This is a genomic window from Streptomyces sp. NPDC006430 (assembly GCF_040612395.1).
Taxonomy (GTDB): domain Bacteria; phylum Actinomycetota; class Actinomycetes; order Streptomycetales; family Streptomycetaceae; genus Streptomyces.
Genome location: NZ_JBEXQA010000010.1, coordinates 198,532 through 216,241, shown reverse-complemented (window position 1 = coordinate 216,241; position 17,710 = coordinate 198,532). Strand labels below are relative to the sequence as shown.

At 72.1% G+C, this 17,710-nt stretch carries 16 protein-coding genes; 10 read left to right on the top strand and 6 right to left on the bottom strand.

Going from position 1 to position 17,710, the window contains the following annotated elements:
• Nucleotides 1-13 precede the first annotated feature (13 nt).
• From ABZZ20_RS17805 to speB, 3 genes are all read right to left on the bottom strand, one after another.
• Complete coding sequence (locus ABZZ20_RS17805) at nucleotides 14-436, bottom strand: hypothetical protein (protein ID WP_356870410.1); 423 nt, start codon at nucleotides 434-436, stop codon at nucleotides 14-16.
• A gap of 92 nt (nucleotides 437-528) precedes the next feature.
• The gene (locus tag ABZZ20_RS17800; protein WP_356870408.1) at nucleotides 529-2,196 is read right to left on the bottom strand and encodes a thiamine pyrophosphate-binding protein; all 1,668 of its coding nucleotides are present in this window, start codon (nucleotides 2,194-2,196) and stop codon (nucleotides 529-531) included.
• 4 nt (nucleotides 2,197-2,200) lie between these two features.
• Nucleotides 2,201-3,169 carry an agmatinase gene (gene speB / locus ABZZ20_RS17795; RefSeq protein WP_356870406.1) on the bottom strand — a complete coding sequence of 323 codons (969 nt, stop codon included), beginning with the start codon at nucleotides 3,167-3,169 and terminating at the stop codon, nucleotides 2,201-2,203.
• Between the two features lie 112 nt (nucleotides 3,170-3,281).
• Between speB and ABZZ20_RS17790 the strand changes: the two genes are divergently transcribed.
• From ABZZ20_RS17790 to ABZZ20_RS17775, 4 genes are all read left to right on the top strand, one after another.
• Complete coding sequence (locus tag ABZZ20_RS17790) at nucleotides 3,282-4,841, top strand: PucR family transcriptional regulator (protein WP_356870404.1); 1,560 nt, start codon at nucleotides 3,282-3,284, stop codon at nucleotides 4,839-4,841.
• Nucleotides 4,842-4,897: 56 nt separating this feature from the next.
• Entirely contained in the window at nucleotides 4,898-6,055 is a 1,158-nt protein-coding gene (locus ABZZ20_RS17785) for an acyl-CoA dehydrogenase family protein (protein ID WP_356870402.1), read from the top strand.
• Nucleotides 6,056-6,074: 19 nt separating this feature from the next.
• Nucleotides 6,075-6,953: an acyl-CoA thioesterase II gene (gene tesB / locus ABZZ20_RS17780; protein WP_356870400.1), complete on the top strand. Its 879-nt coding sequence runs from the start codon at nucleotides 6,075-6,077 to the stop codon at nucleotides 6,951-6,953.
• 80 nt (nucleotides 6,954-7,033) lie between these two features.
• Nucleotides 7,034-7,522 (top strand): hypothetical protein, encoded by a 489-nt coding sequence (locus tag ABZZ20_RS17775; protein WP_356870398.1) that lies wholly within the window; start codon nucleotides 7,034-7,036, stop codon nucleotides 7,520-7,522.
• 56 nt (nucleotides 7,523-7,578) lie between these two features.
• Here the strand turns inward: ABZZ20_RS17775 and ABZZ20_RS17770 are convergent, their stop codons facing one another.
• Complete coding sequence (locus ABZZ20_RS17770; RefSeq protein WP_356870396.1) at nucleotides 7,579-8,046, bottom strand: MarR family transcriptional regulator; 468 nt, start codon at nucleotides 8,044-8,046, stop codon at nucleotides 7,579-7,581.
• A gap of 95 nt (nucleotides 8,047-8,141) precedes the next feature.
• On the opposite strand from ABZZ20_RS17770, the gene ABZZ20_RS17765 reads away from it, so the two are divergent.
• Nucleotides 8,142-8,981, top strand: a complete 840-nt coding sequence (locus ABZZ20_RS17765) for an SDR family NAD(P)-dependent oxidoreductase (RefSeq protein ID WP_356870394.1) — start codon at nucleotides 8,142-8,144, stop codon at nucleotides 8,979-8,981.
• A 114-nt stretch (nucleotides 8,982-9,095) separates the two neighbouring features.
• Here ABZZ20_RS17765 and ABZZ20_RS17760 read toward each other — a convergent pair whose 3' ends face one another.
• Nucleotides 9,096-9,902: a phosphatase gene (locus ABZZ20_RS17760; protein WP_356870392.1), complete on the bottom strand. Its 807-nt coding sequence runs from the start codon at nucleotides 9,900-9,902 to the stop codon at nucleotides 9,096-9,098.
• A gap of 56 nt (nucleotides 9,903-9,958) precedes the next feature.
• Entirely contained in the window at nucleotides 9,959-10,537 is a 579-nt protein-coding gene (locus tag ABZZ20_RS17755; RefSeq protein WP_356870390.1) for a TetR/AcrR family transcriptional regulator, read from the bottom strand.
• A 99-nt stretch (nucleotides 10,538-10,636) separates the two neighbouring features.
• Here ABZZ20_RS17755 and ABZZ20_RS17750 point away from each other — a divergent pair, with 99 nt between their 5' ends.
• The 5 genes from ABZZ20_RS17750 to ABZZ20_RS17730 all read left to right on the top strand — a co-directional run bounded on the left by ABZZ20_RS17750 (nucleotide 10,637) and on the right by ABZZ20_RS17730 (nucleotide 17,690).
• Nucleotides 10,637-12,268 carry a carboxyl transferase domain-containing protein gene (locus tag ABZZ20_RS17750; protein WP_356870388.1) on the top strand — a complete coding sequence of 544 codons (1,632 nt, stop codon included), beginning with the start codon at nucleotides 10,637-10,639 and terminating at the stop codon, nucleotides 12,266-12,268.
• A gap of 16 nt (nucleotides 12,269-12,284) precedes the next feature.
• On the top strand, nucleotides 12,285-14,402 hold the full coding sequence (locus ABZZ20_RS17745) for a biotin carboxylase N-terminal domain-containing protein (protein ID WP_356870386.1): 2,118 nt from the start codon (nucleotides 12,285-12,287) through the stop codon (nucleotides 14,400-14,402).
• Nucleotides 14,403-14,413: 11 nt separating this feature from the next.
• Entirely contained in the window at nucleotides 14,414-15,334 is a 921-nt protein-coding gene (locus ABZZ20_RS17740; RefSeq protein WP_356870484.1) for a hydroxymethylglutaryl-CoA lyase, read from the top strand.
• 8 nt (nucleotides 15,335-15,342) lie between these two features.
• Complete coding sequence (locus ABZZ20_RS17735) at nucleotides 15,343-16,503, top strand: acyl-CoA dehydrogenase family protein (RefSeq protein WP_356870384.1); 1,161 nt, start codon at nucleotides 15,343-15,345, stop codon at nucleotides 16,501-16,503.
• A gap of 140 nt (nucleotides 16,504-16,643) precedes the next feature.
• Nucleotides 16,644-17,690: an ABC transporter substrate-binding protein gene (locus ABZZ20_RS17730; protein ID WP_356870382.1), complete on the top strand. Its 1,047-nt coding sequence runs from the start codon at nucleotides 16,644-16,646 to the stop codon at nucleotides 17,688-17,690.
• The last annotated feature ends 20 nt before the right edge of the window (nucleotides 17,691-17,710 follow it).

Below are 17,710 nucleotides of genomic sequence, written 5' to 3'. Positions count from 1 at the left end.
TGTTCCCCCTCCCCTAGAGTCCCGTGACCTTGGACTGCACCGGCTGGAAGCTCTGCCCCGTCAGCTGGTCGTTCCCGGTGAACAGGTTCGACGCCCCGCGCAGGGCCGTCTTCTCCGAGTTCAGTCGCCCCATCAGGCGCTTCACCTGGTCGTCCCACTGCGTGTGGGCCTTCGACAGACCCACCGCCGTATCCCAACCGCTGAAGGCCTTGACGGCGCCCTGCGTCGGTTCGTCGGCCGCGTCCGCGGCCTTCGTCGTACCGGGCTGCAGGACGTTCTCGATGGTGTTGGCCGCCTTCTTCTTCGCCGGAGGGGCCGTGGCCAGGAGTCCCGGCCCGCCGCCCTGGTCGGCGGGGAGCTGGTTCAGTCGCATCTGTGGCGACGGGGGCTCGGCCGTGACCGGCTTGTGCCCTGCCCACTCCTGCTCGAACGACACTGCTCCCCCTCGGACACCGCCCCGGACCTGATCACCACCACCTTAGCGAGGCGTGGGCGTGCCCCTTGGTCCTAGGACTTGGGCGGGGCGAATCAGACGTGGGTGGGGGCGAACATCTTGAGGGTGGTCGGAAGGACCAGGACCGAGGGGCCCGGGGCGCTGAGGGCCGTGGCCAGGTCCCCGCGGAGGGTTTCCGGGGTGGTCCTCGACGCCGGGACGCCGAAGGACTGCGCCAGGGCCACGAAGTCGGGGCCCGGCAGGTCCGTTCCCGTCGCGCAGCCGTACTCGCGCAGGATGCCGTAGCCGCCGTCGTCGACGATCAGCCAGGTCACGTCCAGGTCGTGCTGCTTCGCCGTGGCCAGGTCCGCGAGCGAGTACATCGCGCCGCCGTCGCCCGAGACCGCGAGGACCGGGGTGCCCGGCTCCGCCACGGCCGCACCGAGGGCCGCCGGGAAGGCGTAGCCGAGGCCGCCCGCGCCCTGGGCCGAGTGCATCGTGTTGGGGTGCTTCGCGTCGAACGCCGACCAGGCCCAGTAGGACAGGATCGTCATGTCCCAGAAGGACGGGGAGCGGGGCGGCAGGGCGGCGCGGATGGAGCTCAGGAGTTCCTGTTCCAGGGCGAGGTCCTGACCGGCCAGGCGGTCCGCGATGGCCGACAGGACCATGCGGACGCGGTCCGGGGCGTACGGGTCCTCGCGTTCGGCCACGGTCTCCAGCAGGGCCTGGAGCCCCAGGCGGGCGTCGGCGTGGATGCCCAGGCCCGCGTGGTTGGACTCCAGCTTGCCGAGGTCCGCGTCGATCTGGATGACCCGGCCGGTGGGGAAGAAGGTGTGGTAGTTCGAGGACAGTTCGCCGAGGCCCGAACCGACGACGAGGAGGACGTCCGCGTCCTCCAGGAAGTCGGTCATGTGGCGGTCCTCCAGCCAGGACTGGAGGGACAGCGGGTGCGTCCAGGGGAAGGCGCCCTTGCCGCCGAAGGTGGTGACCACCGGGGCGTGGAGGCGTTCCGCCAGCTGCTTGAGCTTGCCCGCCGCGTCCGCGCGGATCACACCGCCGCCCGCGATGATCACGGGGCGGGAGGCCTGCGACAGCCAGTGCGCTGCCAGCGCCGTCAGCTCCGGGCGCGGTGCGAGCTCGTGCGGGGTCGCGTCCATGCCGGTGACCTGGGGAATCAGGGTCTCCGAGCTGAGGACGTCCTCGGGGATCTCGACCCAGACCGGGCCGTGCGGGGCCGTCAGCGCCGACTCCCAGGCCGCGGCGACCACCGAGGGGATCTGGGAGGGGGTGCGGGCCACGTGGACCGACTTCACCACGTCCCGGAAGGAGGCGGACTGGTCGCGCAGCTCGTGCAGGTATCCCCGCCGGCCGCCGCCCAGGCCCGCCACGGGCACCTGGGACGAGAGGGCGATGACCGGCGCGGACGCCGCCGCCGCCTCCGCCAGCGCCGGCAGGGCCATCAGTGCCCCCGGGCCCGTCGACAGCAGCAGCGGTACGGCCTCGCCCGTGATCCGGCCGTACGCGTCGGCTGCGAAGCCCGCGTTGTTCTCCGTACGGAGGGTGACGAGGCGGAGGTCCGAGCGGCCGACCGCGCCGAAGAGCGCCAGCGCGTGCTGCCCGGGCAGCCCGAACACGGTGGTGGCGCCCAGCGCGCGCAGCGTCTCCACGACCAGGTCCCCGCCCGTCCGCCCCGGCGGCGGCGCAAGGGCGGCCGCCGTCTGGGCTTCGGTGGGACGGAGTACCAGGTCGTGGTCGTGCGTCACGCTCTTAGTTGCCCTTCGCCTTCGCCGCCGCGATCTGACGGCTCATGATCGTGGTGAGCTCGTAGGCGGTGTGCGAGGCCGCGACCGAGGTGATCTCGGCGTGATCGTACGCCGGGGCGACCTCGACGACGTCCGCCGAGACCAGGTTGCAGGAGGACAGGCCCCGAATGATCTCCAGCAGCTCGCGGGAGGTCATGCCGCCGGCCTCCGGGGTGCCGGTGCCCGGGGCGTGCGCCGGGTCCAGCACGTCGATGTCGATGGAGATGTACAGCGGGCGGTCGCCGATGCGCTGGCGCAGCTGGTCCGCGACCTCGTCGGCGCCGCGCCGGTAGACGTCGGCCGAGGTCACGATGCCGAAGCCCATCTTGGCGTCGTCGTCGAGGTCCTGCTTGCCGTACAGCGGGCCGCGCGTACCGACGTGGGAGAGCGCCTCGGTGTCGAGGATGCCCTCCTCCACGGCGCGGCGGAACGGCGTGCCGTGGGTGTACTCGGCGCCGAAGTACGTGTCCCAGGTGTCCAGGTGCGCGTCGAAGTGCAGCAGGGCCACCGGGCCGTGCTTCTTCGCGACCGAGCGCAGCAGGGGCAGCGCGATGGTGTGGTCGCCGCCCAGGGTCATCAAGCGGGAGCCCGCTCCGAGGAGCTCGTCCGCGGCCGCCTCGACCGTCTCGACGGCCTCGTTGATGTTGAAGGGGTTCGCGGCGATGTCGCCGGCGTCCGCCACCTGGGCGAGGGCGAAGGGGGAGGCGTCCTGCGCCGGGTTGTACGGGCGCAGCAGGCGGGAGGCCTCACGGATGGCGTTGCCGCCGAAGCGGGCACCGGGGCGGTAGGAGACACCCGAGTCGAACGGCACGCCGACGACGGCGACGTCCGCCGAGCCCACCTCGTCCAGGCGCGGCAGCCGGGCGAAGGTCGCCGGGCCCGCGTAGCGCGGGATGCGGGAGGAGTCGACGGGGCCGCGCGGCTGCGTGCTCATGGGGTGCCTTCCGGGGGGAGGGGTGTGCGGTCCTTCGAGCGTAAGCCGGGGACGGCGCGGTGCGAAGTGTACGTTTTATCCATTGGCAGACCCTGACCTGTACGGAGCATCCATGCCGATCCCCCCAGAAACGCATGCCCCCCGCCCCGAACCGAAGCCCGAACCGAAGCCCGAACCGAAGCCCGAACCGGACTCCGAACCGGGCGCCGGCCCCGCCTCCCGCCCGGGCGGCGCTTCGGGCGACGCGCCACTCACCCCGCCCGTGACCCTCCAGTCGCTCCTGACCGAGCAGGCTCTGGGCCTGCGCCTGCTCGCGGGCCCGGCACGGGCGGAGGTCCACGGCGTACACGCCTCCGAGATGGCGGACCCCTCCCCCTATCTCCTTGGCGGCGAACTCCTCCTCACCGCCGGCGCCTCCCTGACGGATGCGGAGGCCTACGTCGGCGGGCTGGCCCGCGCCGGGGTCGCCGCTCTCGGCTTCGGCGTGACCCCGGTCCACGAGACCGTTCCGCAGGCGCTCATCACGGCCTGCGCGCGGCACAGGCTGCCGCTGCTGGAGGTGCCGCCGCGAACGCCGTTCACCGCGGTCGCCCGGGCGGTGGGGCGCCAGATGGCGGAGGCCCGGACCCGGGAACTGCGCCGGGTCACCGAGGCCCAGCAGTCGCTGGCCGCGGCAGCCGCCCGGCCCGACCCGGTCCAGGCCGTACTGCGCCGCCTGGCGGCGAGCCTGGGCGGCTGGGCCGCACTCCTGCCCACACCCGCCGAAGGCCGCGGGAGTGCCGGCGTTGACCGGCCCAGCGGGGTCGGGGCCCTGCCGTCCGCCGGGGTCGCGCCCTCCGGGGAGGTGTTCGGCGCGCTCAGCGCGCTCGCCCTGCGGGTGGCCCCCGGAGCCGCCGCCACGGCGACCGCGACCGCCGACGGGTTCCAGCTCACCGCCCATGCCCTCAGTGGCGGCCGGGCCCTCGTGGTCGCCACCGCGGACCGAGCCCCCGGCGACCACACCATCGTCTCCGTGGCCGCCGTCCTGCTGAACCTGCTCACCTCGCGGCGCCCGGCCGGTACCCGGGAGGCGCAAGCGCTGACCAGGCTGCTCCTCGACGCCGATCCCGCCGAGGCGCTGCCCGCCGGACCCTGGCACGTCGTCCACGCCCACGGAACCGGGGATCCGCAGGCCCTGGCGGCCGAGCTGGGCACCGTACTCCTGGATGCCCACGGGTCCGCCGTACGCCTGCTCGCCGACCGGGAACCCGGTCCGCAGCCCGGGTGGCGCCTCGGGGTGAGCGCCCCGGCCGCGCCCGCAGAACTGCGTACGGCGCAGGTCCAGGCGCGACGCGCCCTGGAGCGGGCCGAGGCGGCCCGCATCCCGTTGGTGCGCCACGCGCACGGCGGCTTGAGCGCACTCCTGGATCCGCAGGAGGCGCGCGTCCACGCCGAGGCCCTGCTCGCCCCGCTGAATCCGGGCCAGCGGCAGACCCTGCGCACATGGCTGGCCCACCACGGCAGCTGGGACCGTACGGCCGCAGCCCTGGGTGTGCACCGCAACACGGTCCGTCAGCGCATCTCGCGGGCCGCCGTCCTCCTGGCGCACGACCTCGACGACCCGGACACGCGAATGGAACTGTGGTTCGCACTACGTTCTCTGGACACGGTGGCCAACTCGCCGGTAACTTAGTATGAGCAAGCGCTTAGACATAAGCGGCGGACCGCCGCGACCGAGAGGAGCCGGCCGTGCGCCGTACCGTTTTCAACGAGGACCACGAGGCGTTCCGCGAGACCATCCGCGCCTTCATCGAGGCCGAGGTCGTCCCGGTCTACGACGAGTGGTTCGCGGCCGGCCAGGCGCCGCGCGACTTCTACTACAAGCTCGGCGAGCTGGGCGTCTTCGGCATCAACGTCCCCGAGGAGTTCGGCGGCGCGGGCCTGGACACCCACAAGTTCGAGGCCGTCCTCTACGAGGAGACCTCGCGCGCCGGCGTGAACTTCGGCGGCTCCGGCGTGCACGTGCTGCTCGCCCTCCCCTACATCAAGATGCTGGCCGACGACGAGCAGAAGAAGCGCTACCTGCCGAAGTTCGTCTCCGGCGAGGAGATGTGGGCGCTGGCGATGACCGAGCCGGGCACCGGCTCCGACGTCGCGGGCATGAAGACCACCGCCAAGCTCTCCGAGGACGGCACGCACTACGTCCTCAACGGCTCCAAGACCTTCATCACCGGTGGCGTGCACGCCGACCGCGTGATCGTCTGCGCCCGCACCTCCTCCCCGCGTGAGGACGACCGCCGCTTCGGCATCTCCCTCTTCGCCGTGGACACCAAGTCCGAGGGCTACTCGATCGGCCGCAAGCTCGACAAGCTCGGCCTGCGCACCTCCGACACCGCCGAGCTGGCGTTCGTCGACGTCAAGGTTCCGGTCGAGGACCTGCTCGGCGAGGAGAACAAGGGCTTCTACTACCTCGGCGCGAACCTGCCCTCGGAGCGCTGGGGCATCGCGTTCGGCGCGTACGCCCAGGCCAAGGCCGCCGTCCGGTTCGCCCAGCAGTACGTGCAGGAGCGCACCGTCTTCGGCAAGCCGGTCGCGCACTTCCAGAACACCAAGTTCGAGCTGGCCTCCTGCCAGGCCGAGGTGGACGCCGCCGAGGCCGTCGCCGACCGCGCCCTGGAGGCCCTCGACGCCGGTGAGCTGACCGCGGCCGAGGCCGCGTCCGCGAAGCTGTTCTGCACCGAGGTCGCGCACCGCGTCATCGACAGGTGCCTCCAGCTGCACGGCGGCTACGGCTACATGAACGAGTACCCGATAGCGCGCCTGTACGCCGACAACCGCGTGAACCGCATCTACGGCGGCACCAGCGAGGTCATGAAGTCCATCATCGCCAAGTCGATGGGTCTGTAAGAGATCTAGTCTCAGTTCCATGAACGAGGCACTGGCGACGCTCCTCGAACTGCTCGACCTGGAGCAGATCGAGGAGAACATCTTCCGCGGTACCAGCCGTTCGGCGCTGGTACCGCGCGTCTTCGGCGGTCAGGTCGCGGCCCAAGCGCTGGTCGCGGCCGGCCGTACCGTGCCCGAGGACCGCACCGCGCACTCGTTGCACTCGTACTTCCTGCGGGCCGGCGACCCGGGAGCGCCCATCGTCTACGCGGTCGACCGGATCCGCGACGGGCGGTCCTTCACCACCCGCCGGGTCGTCGCCGTCCAGCACGGCCAGCCGATCTTCCACCTCTCCGCATCCTTCCAGACCTACGAGGAGGGCCTCGACCACCAGGTCGCCATGCCCTCGGCACCCGACCCGGAGACCCTGCCTACGGCCGCCGAATCCCTGCCGGCCTACCGGGAGATCTTCCGTGACCCCGACACCGTGGAGCGGCTGATCGACGCGCGCGCCGCGGTGGACCTGCGGTACGCGACGGTCCCGCCCTGGGGCAGCATCGGCGAGCCGGTGGAGCCGCGCTCGCAGGTGTGGTTCCGTACGGCCGGCAAGCTGGAGAGCGACGACGCGCTGCTGCACACGTGCCTGGCCACATACGTCTCGGACATGACCCTGCTCGACTCGGTGCTGCTCGCGCACGGCCGGGGCGGATGGGCGGTCGGCGACGTGGTCGGCGCCTCGCTGGACCACGCGATGTGGTTCCACCGGCCGTTCCGCGCGGACGAGTGGCTGCTGTACGACCAGGAGTCCCCGTCGGCGGCGGCCGGGCGCGGCCTCGGACAGGCGCGGATCTGGACGCAGGACGGGCGGCTGGCCGTCACCGTCATCCAGGAGGGCGTGGTGCGCGTCCCGCGCGCCTGATCCCCGGGGTACGGCGTGCGCCAGCGTGCGCTCGACCACAGTGCGGAACTGACGGGACGGGCCGGGCGTCGCCTGCAAGCATGATCGCTTTGCTTTTCGTCTCCGCCCTGGTCTCCCCCTTCGCGGGCGTCCTGGTCCTCGGCCGGCTCGCCGTCCACCTGGTGGTCACGTTGCGGCGGCGCTCCGCCCCGGATCTGCTCGGCGCCGGCACCTTCGCGCTCGCCGCCCTCCTCGCGCTGTGCGTGGCCGGCTCGCTCTACATCTGGGGCCTGTCCTACGGCGTCTACGTCCTCGACCCCGACGAGGTGTGCGGCTCCGCCCATTGGGGCGAGCGGGAGAAGACGGTCGTCTGGGAATCGTCGTTCCCGCTCTCCGTCCACTGCGCCGACCACCCCGGAGATCCGGGCGGGCGGCAGCTGATCCCCGACTGGGTGAACCCGGCCGTCGTGGCGGCCGTCGCCGCCGCCGCGGCGTGCGCGCTCGCGGCGCCGTTCGCACCCCGCCTGCGGCGCAGGGCCCTCGGGGGCCGACCGGCGCACCCGTCGGGTGTCGCCGACCCCGCGGCCTGAGCAGCGGACCGACCACCACCTCGGGCCCCGGGCATCCGCAAGCGTCGGCCCTGCCGCTACCCCCGGTCCTTCGGGCGGGACTTGAGCTTGGCCCAGATGGCTTCCAGAGAGGCGATGTCCGTGTCGTCGAGCAGGTCGTCGAAGACCTCGGCGAGGACCTCGCGACGGGTGGCGTCGGCGTCGGCGAAGGCTCGCCGACCGGCATCGGTGAGGGCGATCCGGACGGAGCGGGCGTCCGTCGGGGACGGTATCCGCTCGACCAGGCCGCGGGCCTGGAGCGAGTCGGCGACCCGGGAGACCTGGCTGCGGCTGAGCAGGGTCTTGGCCCCCAGGTCGGACGCAGCGACCGGCTCCCGCTGACCGTGCAGCCACAGCATGACCTCGAACCAGGAAAGCGGCAGGTCGTGGCGGCGCGCGAGGGCCTGGTCGACCCGGGCGCTGAGGGTGGAGCCGGCCCAGACGAGGCCGTAGAAGGCGTGGTCGCGGGGGGTGAGATCGCCCAGGGTGAGGTCGTTGTGCGCCATGGGAGCAGGGTACCGGGGCGCGCCAGAGTTGCGTGCACGCACACACACATATAATGTGTGTGCACACGCACAAACCTTCTACGCAGGAGACCGCCATGACCAAGACCGTCCTCATCACCGGTACGTCCTCGGGCATCGGCCTCGCCGCAGCGGTGGCCGCCGCCCGGGCGGGCTGGCACACCGTCGCGACCATGCGGGACACCGGGCGCGCCGAGGCGCTGCTGACGGCCGCGCGGGAGGCGGGCGTCGCCGACCGCGTTCAGGTCAAGCGGCTGGACGTGACCGACGCCGACTCGGTGGCCGACTGCGTGGCCGAGGTCGTCGCCGAGCACGGGCGACTCGACGCGGTCGTCAACAACGCGGGCGCCGGGTTCGTGGGCACCGTCGAACAGAACGGCATGGAGCCGGTACGGGCCGCCATGGAGGTCAACTACTTCGGCGTCGTCGAGCTCACTCGGGCAGCCCTCCCCCACCTGCGCGCCTCCGGCGGTCGGGTCATCACGGTCACCAGCGTCGGCGGCGTGATCGGCCAGCCGTTCAACGAGGCGTACTGCGCGGCCAAGTTCGCCGTCGAGGGCTTCATGGAATCCCTCGCGCCGGTCGCCGCCACGACCGGCGTACAGGTGGCCGTCGTGGAACCCGGCGCCGTGTCCAGCGAGTTCATCACCAGCCAGGACATCGACATCCCGGCGCTGCTCACCGCGGCGGGCCCGTACGCCCCCGCGCTGAAGGCCTACGTCGACCGCACGCTGAAGTCCTTCGGCAGCGCTCAGACCGCGGCGGAGGCGGCGGCCCCGGTGATCACTCTGCTGGAGGCCGAGCGGATGCCCTTCCGCATCCAGACCTCGGACTGGGCCCGGGAGTTCGTCGCCGCGAAGCTCGCCGACACCGACGGCTCGGCGGTGCAGGCCATGACGGGCGGCTGGCTCCGTTAAGCGGACTTACCCGGACCCGCTGGGGCCCTGGCGTCCTCGTCCCGCCCGGCCCGCGATCGCGGGTTCCGCCCCTCAACCCCCGCAGCAGCGGCGGGAACCGGGGGCGGAGGGCGGTCACAGGAGGTCTGCAGCCGCCAGCAGGTACGCCACCATCGGGTCGTAGAAGCGCGGGTCGCGGACGTGGTCGTCCAGGGGGACCGCCACCTGGAGGGTGCCCTCGGCCTCGCCGAGGAACAGGGCCGGGTCGTTGCAGTCCGCGTACCCGACGGCATCGAGACCCCGCTGCGCCGCGCAGCCCGCCCAACCGTGGTCCGCCACGACCAGATCGGGCTGCGGACGGTTCGCCGCCGCCAGGCCGTCGAGGATCGCCGCCATCGGCTCCGGAGAATGGGTGTGCCACAGGGTCGCCCCCCGCTCCAGCACCGCGACGTCCGCGAACTGCCACACCGAGCCCTCGTCCGCCATCAGGCCGGAGGGGATCACCACGATCTCGCAGCCCGCCGCCCGCAATGCGGTCGCCGTCGCCCGGTGGACGTCCAGCAGGCCGCCCGGATGCCCCGTGGCCAGCAGGACGCTCTGCCGGTCCAGCGCCGCCTTCCGCAGCCGCGCCGCCATCCGGTCCAGGCCGGCCACGGTCAGCTCCGGGTCGATGGTGTCCTGGCCGTAGCGGTACGCGGCGTCGTCGACGACTCCGCAGCGCTCCGCCATCACGGCGAGCACGTCCTGCTCGTCGGCCCAGCGGTCACCCAGTTCCAGACCCAGCCAGTAGTGCCGGTCGCCGTTGGCGAGCTTGCGGTAGTGGGAGAGGTTGTTCTCGCGCGGGGTCGCGACCTGCCCCGCGATCCGCGTGCGGACCAGGTGGTCCACGAGTTCGGCGCGGCTGGGTACGGGCGTCTCTATCGGCTTCGGCATGCGGCCCATTCTGCCGCTGCCCGGCCGGAGTCGTCGGTTCCATCCCGACCCTCGGACGCGTCGCCTCACCCCGACAGTGCCCCGAACGCCCCGTGCGCCAGGCGCCGCAGCAGTGCCTCCGTCGCCTCCCGCCCGAGCGCCGCCAGGTGCGGGGTGGAGTTCAGCAGCCCGAAGACCGCGTGGACGGACACCCGCACCTGCGCCTCGACCACCTCCGGGTGCAGCTCCCGGACGACCTCCACCCACAGCTCGACGTACTGGCGCTGGAGCTGGCGTACGAGCTTGCGGTCGGCCTCCCGCAGCCGGTCCAGCTCCCGGTCGTGCAGGGTGATCAGCGCCCGGTCGTCGAGGGCGAAGTCGATGTGTCCGTCGATGAGGGAGGCCAGTACCGCGTCCGGGTCGCCCGCGGCCTCGGCCACCCGGTGACGGCCGCCCGTCAGGAGCCGCTCGCTGATCCCGACCAGCAGTTCGGCGAGCATGGCGTCCTTGCCCGCGAAGTGGCGGTACAGGCCGGGGCCGCTGATGCCCACCGCGGCCCCTATCTCGTCCACGCCGACGCCGTGGAACCCGCGCTCGGCGAAGAGGCGGGCGGCCTCACTGAGGATCTGCTCGCGACGGGTCGGGGCGGCCGCTCTGGTGCTCATGGGAATCCATTCTAGACAGGGCCGTTAGCGGTCGTTAACCTAGGCGGCATATGCGTTAACGCTCATTAACAGCGTGCACCGAGCAAGGGAGCTCGACCGATGCAGCAGGCACCAGTGCTGACGAGCGCCGCGGACCCGGCGTCCGAGGCCTGGCGGACCAACGAGGCCGCCCACCGCGAGCTCACCGAGGGCCTGCGGGCCCGGCTCGACGCGGCCCGGCTCGGCGGCGGTGAGAAGGCCCGCGCCCGCCACGTCGCGCGCGGGAAGCTACTCCCCCGCGACCGCGTGGACGCCCTCCTGGACCCCGGGTCCCCCTTCCTGGAGCTGGCCCCGCTGGCCGCCGAGGGCATGTACGGGGGCGCCGCCCCGGCTGCGGGCGTCATCGCCGGCATCGGCCGGGTCAGTGGCCGCGAGTGCGTGATCGTCGCGAACGACGCCACCGTCAAGGGCGGCACGTACTACCCGATGACCGTCAAGAAGCACCTGCGCGCCCAGGAAGTGGCTCTGGAGAACCGTCTCCCCTGCCTGTACCTGGTCGATTCCGGCGGCGCCTTCCTCCCCATGCAGGACGAGGTCTTCCCCGACCGCGAGCACTTCGGCCGCATCTTCTACAACCAGGCCCGCATGTCGGGCGCCGGCATCCCGCAGATCGCCGCAGTCCTGGGTTCCTGCACGGCCGGCGGCGCGTACGTCCCGGCGATGAGCGACGAGGCCGTCATCGTCCGCGGCCAGGGCACGATCTTCCTCGGCGGACCGCCGCTGGTGAAGGCTGCCACCGGCGAGGTCGTCACGGCCGAGGAGCTCGGCGGCGGCGAGGTCCACTCGCGGGTCTCGGGTGTGACCGACCACCTCGCGGAAGACGACGCGCACGCGCTGCGGATCGTACGGAACATCGTGGCGACCCTGCCCGAGCGTGGGGCCCTGCCCTGGTCGGTGGAGGCTCCCGAGGAGCCGAAGGTCGATCCGTACGGGCTGTACGGCGCGGTCCCCGTGGACTCCCGCACCCCCTACGACGCCCGCGAGATCATCGCCCGGATCGTGGACGGCTCCCGCTTCCAGGAGTTCAAGGCCGAGTTCGGCCAGACGCTGGTCACCGGCTTCGCCCGGATCCACGGCCACCCGGTCGGGATCATCGCCAACAACGGCATCCTGTTCTCCGAATCCGCCCAGAAGGGCGCGCACTTCATCGAGCTGTGCGACCAGCGCGGGATCCCGCTCCTCTTCCTCCAGAACATCTCGGGGTTCATGGTCGGCCGCGACTACGAGGCCGGCGGCATCGCCAAGCACGGCGCCAAGATGGTCACGGCCGTGGCCTGCACCCGGGTCCCGAAGCTGACCGTGGTCGTCGGCGGCTCCTACGGCGCGGGCAACTACTCGATGTGCGGGCGGGCGTACTCGCCCCGGTTCCTGTGGATGTGGCCCAACGCCAAGATCTCGGTGATGGGCGGCGAGCAGGCCGCGTCCGTCCTCGCGACGGTCAAGCGGGACCAGATCGAGGGCGCCGGACAGGAGTGGCCGCTCGACGAGGAGGAGGCCTTCAAGGCCCCGGTCCGCGCGCAGTACGAGGAACAGGGCAACGCCTACTACGCCACGGCGCGGCTGTGGGACGACGGGGTCATCGACCCGATGGAGACCCGGCAGGTGCTGGGACTGGCCCTGACCGCGTGCGCGAACGCCCCGCTGGGCCAGCAGGATCAAACTCAGCCGGGCTTCGGCATCTTCCGTATGTGACGTGAGGACCTCACTGATGTTCAGCACTGTCCTTGTAGCCAACCGGGGCGAGATCGCGGTCCGAGTCATCCGCACGCTGCGGGCGCTCGGGGTGCGGTCCGTGGCCGTCTTCAGCGATGCGGACGCGGACGCGCGGCACGTACGGGAGGCCGACACGGCCGTCCGGATCGGCCCGGCGGCAGCCGCCGAGAGCTACCTGTCGGTGGAGCGGCTGCTCGACGCCGCCCGCCGCACGGGGGCCGAGGCCGTCCACCCGGGCTACGGCTTCCTCGCGGAGAACGCGGCCTTCGCAGCGGCCTGCGCGGAGGCCGGCCTGGCCTTCATCGGGCCGCCGGCCTCGGCGATCTCCCTGATGGGCGACAAGATCCGCGCCAAGGAGACGGTGAAGGCGGCCGGGGTGCCGGTCGTACCCGGCTCCTCGGGCAGCGGCCTGTCGGACGCCGAGCTGGTCGCGGCAGCCGAGGAGATCGGCATGCCGGTGCTGCTGAAGCCCTCGGCGGGCGGCGGTGGCAAGGGCATGCGGCTGGTGCGGGACGCCGGGCAGCTGGCGGACGAGATCGCGGCGGCGCGGCGCGAGGCGCGGTCGTCGTTCGGCGACGACACCCTGCTCGTGGAGCGGTGGGTGGACCGGCCCCGGCACATCGAGATCCAGGTGCTGGCGGACTCGCACGGGAACGTGGTGCACCTGGGCGAGCGCGAGTGCTCCCTCCAGCGGCGCCACCAGAAGGTCATCGAGGAAGCCCCCTCGGTCCTGCTGACGCCGGAGCTGCGGGCCTCGATGGGCGCGGCGGCGGTGGAGGCGGCCCGGTCCTGCGGGTACGTCGGTGCGGGCACCGTGGAGTTCATCGTTCCGGGCGGCGACCCGTCCTCGTACTACTTCATGGAGATGAACACCCGCCTCCAGGTGGAACACCCGGTGACGGAGCTGATCACGGGGCTCGACCTGGTGGAGCAGCAGCTGCGGGTCGCGTCCGGCGCGGAGCTGGGCTTCGGCCAGGCGGACGTCGTGTTGACCGGGCACGCCATCGAGGCGCGCGTCTGCGCCGAGGACCCGGCGCGGGGCTTCCTGCCGTCCGGCGGGACGGTGCTGGCCCTCTCGGAGCCGACCGGGGCTTCCGTACGTACGGACTCCGGCCTGGTGGCGGGGGTCGACACGGGGTCGACGTACGACCCGATGCTGTCGAAGGTGATCGCGTACGGCCCTGACCGCGCGGCGGCGTTGCGTGTCCTGCGGGGTGCGTTGGCAGACACCGTGATCCTGGGCGTCCAGACCAACGCAGGCTTCCTGCGGAGGCTGTTGGCACATCCGGATGTCGTCTCCGGCGACCTGGACACGGGGCTGGTCGAGCGCGACCTGCCGACCCTCCTCCCGGAGGGGGTGCCTGCGGAGGTGTACGCCACCGCTGCACTGCTGGCCCGGACGGCCCTCCCCCACCACGGCTCGGGCGCCTGGATCGACCCGTTCGGGGCGGCCGATGGGTGGCGCCTCGGGGGCACCCCCGCCTGGACGGTCCACCACTTCCGCCTCCCGGGCCAGGACCCCATCGCCATCCGCACCCGCCCCTCGGGCACCGAGACGGAGCTCCTGCTCACCGGCACCGGCACCGGCACCGGCACCGGCACCGGCACCGGCACCGGCACCGGCACCGGGGACGATCAAGCCCCGCCGGCGGTTGAGGCGCAGGGCCTCGGGCAGAGCCCCAGCGCACCGACCCGCGGCCGGATCGTGGCCCGGACCGGCGACCGCGTCACCGTCGAGCTGGACGGGGTGACCCACACCTTCAGCCATGCCCGTTCCCCCGAAGGGACGTGGTTCGGCCGCGACGGCGACAGCTGGCACGTCCAGGACCACGACCCCGTCGCCGCGGCGCTCTCCGGTGCGGGCCACGCGGGGGCCGACACCCTCGCCGCTCCGATGCCCGGCACCGTCACCGTCGTCAAGGTCGCCGTCGGTGACCACGTCGCCGCCGGTCAGAGCCTGCTCGTCGTCGAGGCCATGAAGATGGAGCACGTCATCTCCGCCCCGCACGCCGGCACGGTCACCGAACTGGACGTCTCCCCGGGCACCACCGTCGCCATGGACCAGGTCCTGGCCGTCGTCACCCCCGACGAGGACGCCGAGGAGGAGAAGTGAACGGACTGCCCATGACCGTCCCGGCCCCCGAGCTGCCGGCCCGCGTCCGCATCCACGAGGTCGGCGCCCGCGACGGGCTGCAGAACGAGAAGACGGCCGTACCGACCCCGGTCAAGGCCGAGTTCATCCGTCGGCTGGCCGCCGCCGGGCTGACCACCGTCGAGGCCACCAGCTTCGTGCACCCCAAGTGGGTGCCCCAGCTGGCGGACGCCGAGGAGCTGTTCCCGCAGCTGCGGGACCTGGCCGGGGTCCACCTCCCCGTCCTCGTGCCCAACGAGCGGGGCCTCGACCGTGCCCTGGCCCTGGGCGCCGACCGCATCGCGGTCTTCGGCTCGGCGACCGAGACCTTCGCCTCCCGCAACCTCAACCGGACCGTCGCCGAGTCCCTCGCCATGTTCGAGCCGGTGGTGGCCCGCGCCAAGGAGGGCGGGGCGCACGTCCGCGGCTACCTCTCCATGTGCTTCGGCGACCCCTGGGAGGGTCCGGTCCCGGTGCACCAGGTGGTCCGCGTGGCCAAGGCCCTGCTCGACCTCGGCTGTGACGAGCTCAGCCTCGGCGACACCATCGGCGTCGCCACCCCGGGACACGTCCAGAGCCTCCTGAGCCAGCTCAACGAGGAGGGCGTCGCGACCGACCGCATCGGCGTGCACTTCCACGACACCTACGGCCAGGCCCTGTCCAACACCCTCGCCGCGCTCCAGCACGGGGTGACCACCGTCGACGCCTCCGCGGGCGGCCTCGGCGGATGCCCGTACGCCAAGAGCGCCACCGGCAACCTCGCCACCGAGGACCTGGTGTGGATGCTCGACGGACTCGGCATCGAGACCGGCGTCGACCTGGCCGCCCTCACTGCCACGAGCGTGTGGATGGCCGAACAGCTGGGACGCCCCAGCCCTTCCCGTACCGTCCGCGCACTCTCCCACAAGGAGTAAAGAAGATCATGTCCCTCGACCACCGGCTCACCCCCGAGCACGAGGAACTCCGCCGCACCGTCGAGGAGTTCGCGCACGACGTCGTCGCGCCCAAGATCGGCGACCTGTACGAGCGGCACGAGTTCCCGTACGAGATCGTCCGCGAGATGGGCCGCATGGGCCTGTTCGGCCTGCCCTTCCCCGAGGAGTACGGCGGCATGGGCGGCGACTACCTCGCCCTCGGCATCGCCCTGGAGGAGCTGGCCCGCGTCGACTCCTCGGTCGCCATCACGCTGGAGGCGGGGGTCTCCCTCGGCGCCATGCCGATCTACCTGTTCGGCACCGAGGAGCAGAAGCAGCAGTGGCTGCCGAAGATGTGCTCGGGCGAGGTGCTGGGCGCCTTCGGTCTGACCGAGCCGGACGGCGGCTCCGACGCCGGCGGCACCCGCACCACCGCCGTCAAGGACGGCGACGAGTGGGTGATCAACGGCTCCAAGTGCTTCATCACCAACTCCGGTACGGACATCACCGGTCTGGTCACCGTCACGGCCGTCACCGGGCGCAAGGCCGACGGCCGTCCGGAGATCTCCTCGATCATCGTCCCGTCCGGCACTCCCGGCTTCACGGTGGCCGCCCCGTACTCCAAGGTCGGCTGGAACTCCTCGGACACCCGCGAGCTCGCCTTCGACGACGTACGGGTGCCGCTGGCCAACCTGGTCGGCGAGGAGGGCCGCGGCTACGCCCAGTTCCTGCGCATCCTGGACGAGGGCCGCATCGCGATCTCGGCGCTCGCCACCGGTCTCGCGCAGGGCTGTGTGGACGAGTCGGTGAAGTACGCGAAGGAGCGCAAGGCCTTCGGTCGTCCCATCGGTGACAACCAGGCCATCCAGTTCAAGCTGGCGGACATGGAGATGCGGGCCCACATGGCGCGGATCGGCTGGCGCGACGCGGCCTCCCGCCTCGTGGCCGGGGAACCGTTCAAGAAGGAGGCGGCGATCGCGAAGCTGTACTCCTCCACGGTCGCCGTCGACAACGCGCGTGAGGCCACCCAGATCCACGGCGGCTACGGGTTCATGAACGAGTACCCCGTGGCCCGCATGTGGCGGGACTCCAAGATCCTGGAGATCGGCGAGGGCACCAGCGAGGTGCAGCGCATGCTCATCGCCCGCGAACTGGGCTTCTCCGCCTAGGGCGCAGTCGGCCGCGGGGTGCGGCGCAGTACCGGGGGCCCAGTAAGTTAGGGCCCCCTTACCGCTTTCAGCCAAGGTTAGGCTAACCTTCCTTTGAACGGCCCCGTGGCCGCCCGGCACGCACGAAAGCGGACATCGACATGCCCAAGTCCCGTACCTCCTCCCTTTCCCGCCGCAGCCTCGTCGCCGCCGGCGGTGCCCTCGGCCTCGTCGCGGTCCTCACCGCTTGCGGCGGCTCCGACGCGGCGAAGGGCGGGGCGGGCGGCCAGGACAAGGGCGCCGCGGCCTCGGGTGCTTGGAGCTTCAAGGACGACCTCGGCAAGGACCTCAGCCTCAAGGCCAAGCCGAAGAACATCGTGGCCTACACGGGCACCGCTGCCGCGCTCTACGACTACGGCATCCAGGTCAAGGGCGTCTTCGGCCCGACCAAGACCGCCGACGGCAAGGCCGACAGGATGGCCGGCTCCATGGACATCTCCAAGGTCGAGATCCTCGGCAACGTCTACGACGAGTTCAACGTCGAGAAGTACGCGGCCCTCCAGCCCGACCTGCTGGCCACCAACACCTGGGACGGCAGCTACTGGTTCGTCCCGGAGGCCTCCAAGGAAAAGATCCTGAAGCTGGCCCCGGCCGCCGCGATCGGCGTGGGCGGCGACGCCTCGCTCGACAAGGCGCTGGAGCGCACCGCCGACCTCGCCAAGGCTCTGGGCGCCGACCTGAACACCCAGCAGACCGCCGACGCCAAGGCCCGGTTCGAGGCCGCCGCCGCCAAGGTCCGCGAGGCCACCAAGGCCAACCCGGGCATCAAGGTGCTCGTCGGTTCCGGCTCCGCCGACCTGTTCTACGTCTCCACGCCGAAGACCTCGGCCGACCTGAAGTACTTCGAGACCCTCGGCGTCGAGTTCGTCGCCCCGGAGAAGGACAAGCTGGACGCCGGCGGCTTCTTCGAGAGCCTCAGCTGGGAGAACGCCGGCAAGTACAAGGCCGACCTGGTGCTCCTCGACAACCGCACCGGCACGCTGCAGCCGGAGGAGCTGAAGGCCAAGCCGACCTGGGCCGAACTGCCCGCCGTCAAGGCCGGCCAGGTCGCCCCGCGCGTCACCGAGCCGATCTACTCGTACGACAAGTGCGCCCAGGTCCTGGAGGACCTCGCGAAGTCCATCCAGAACGCCAAGAAGGTCAGCTGACCCCCGGCACCCCGGATCCG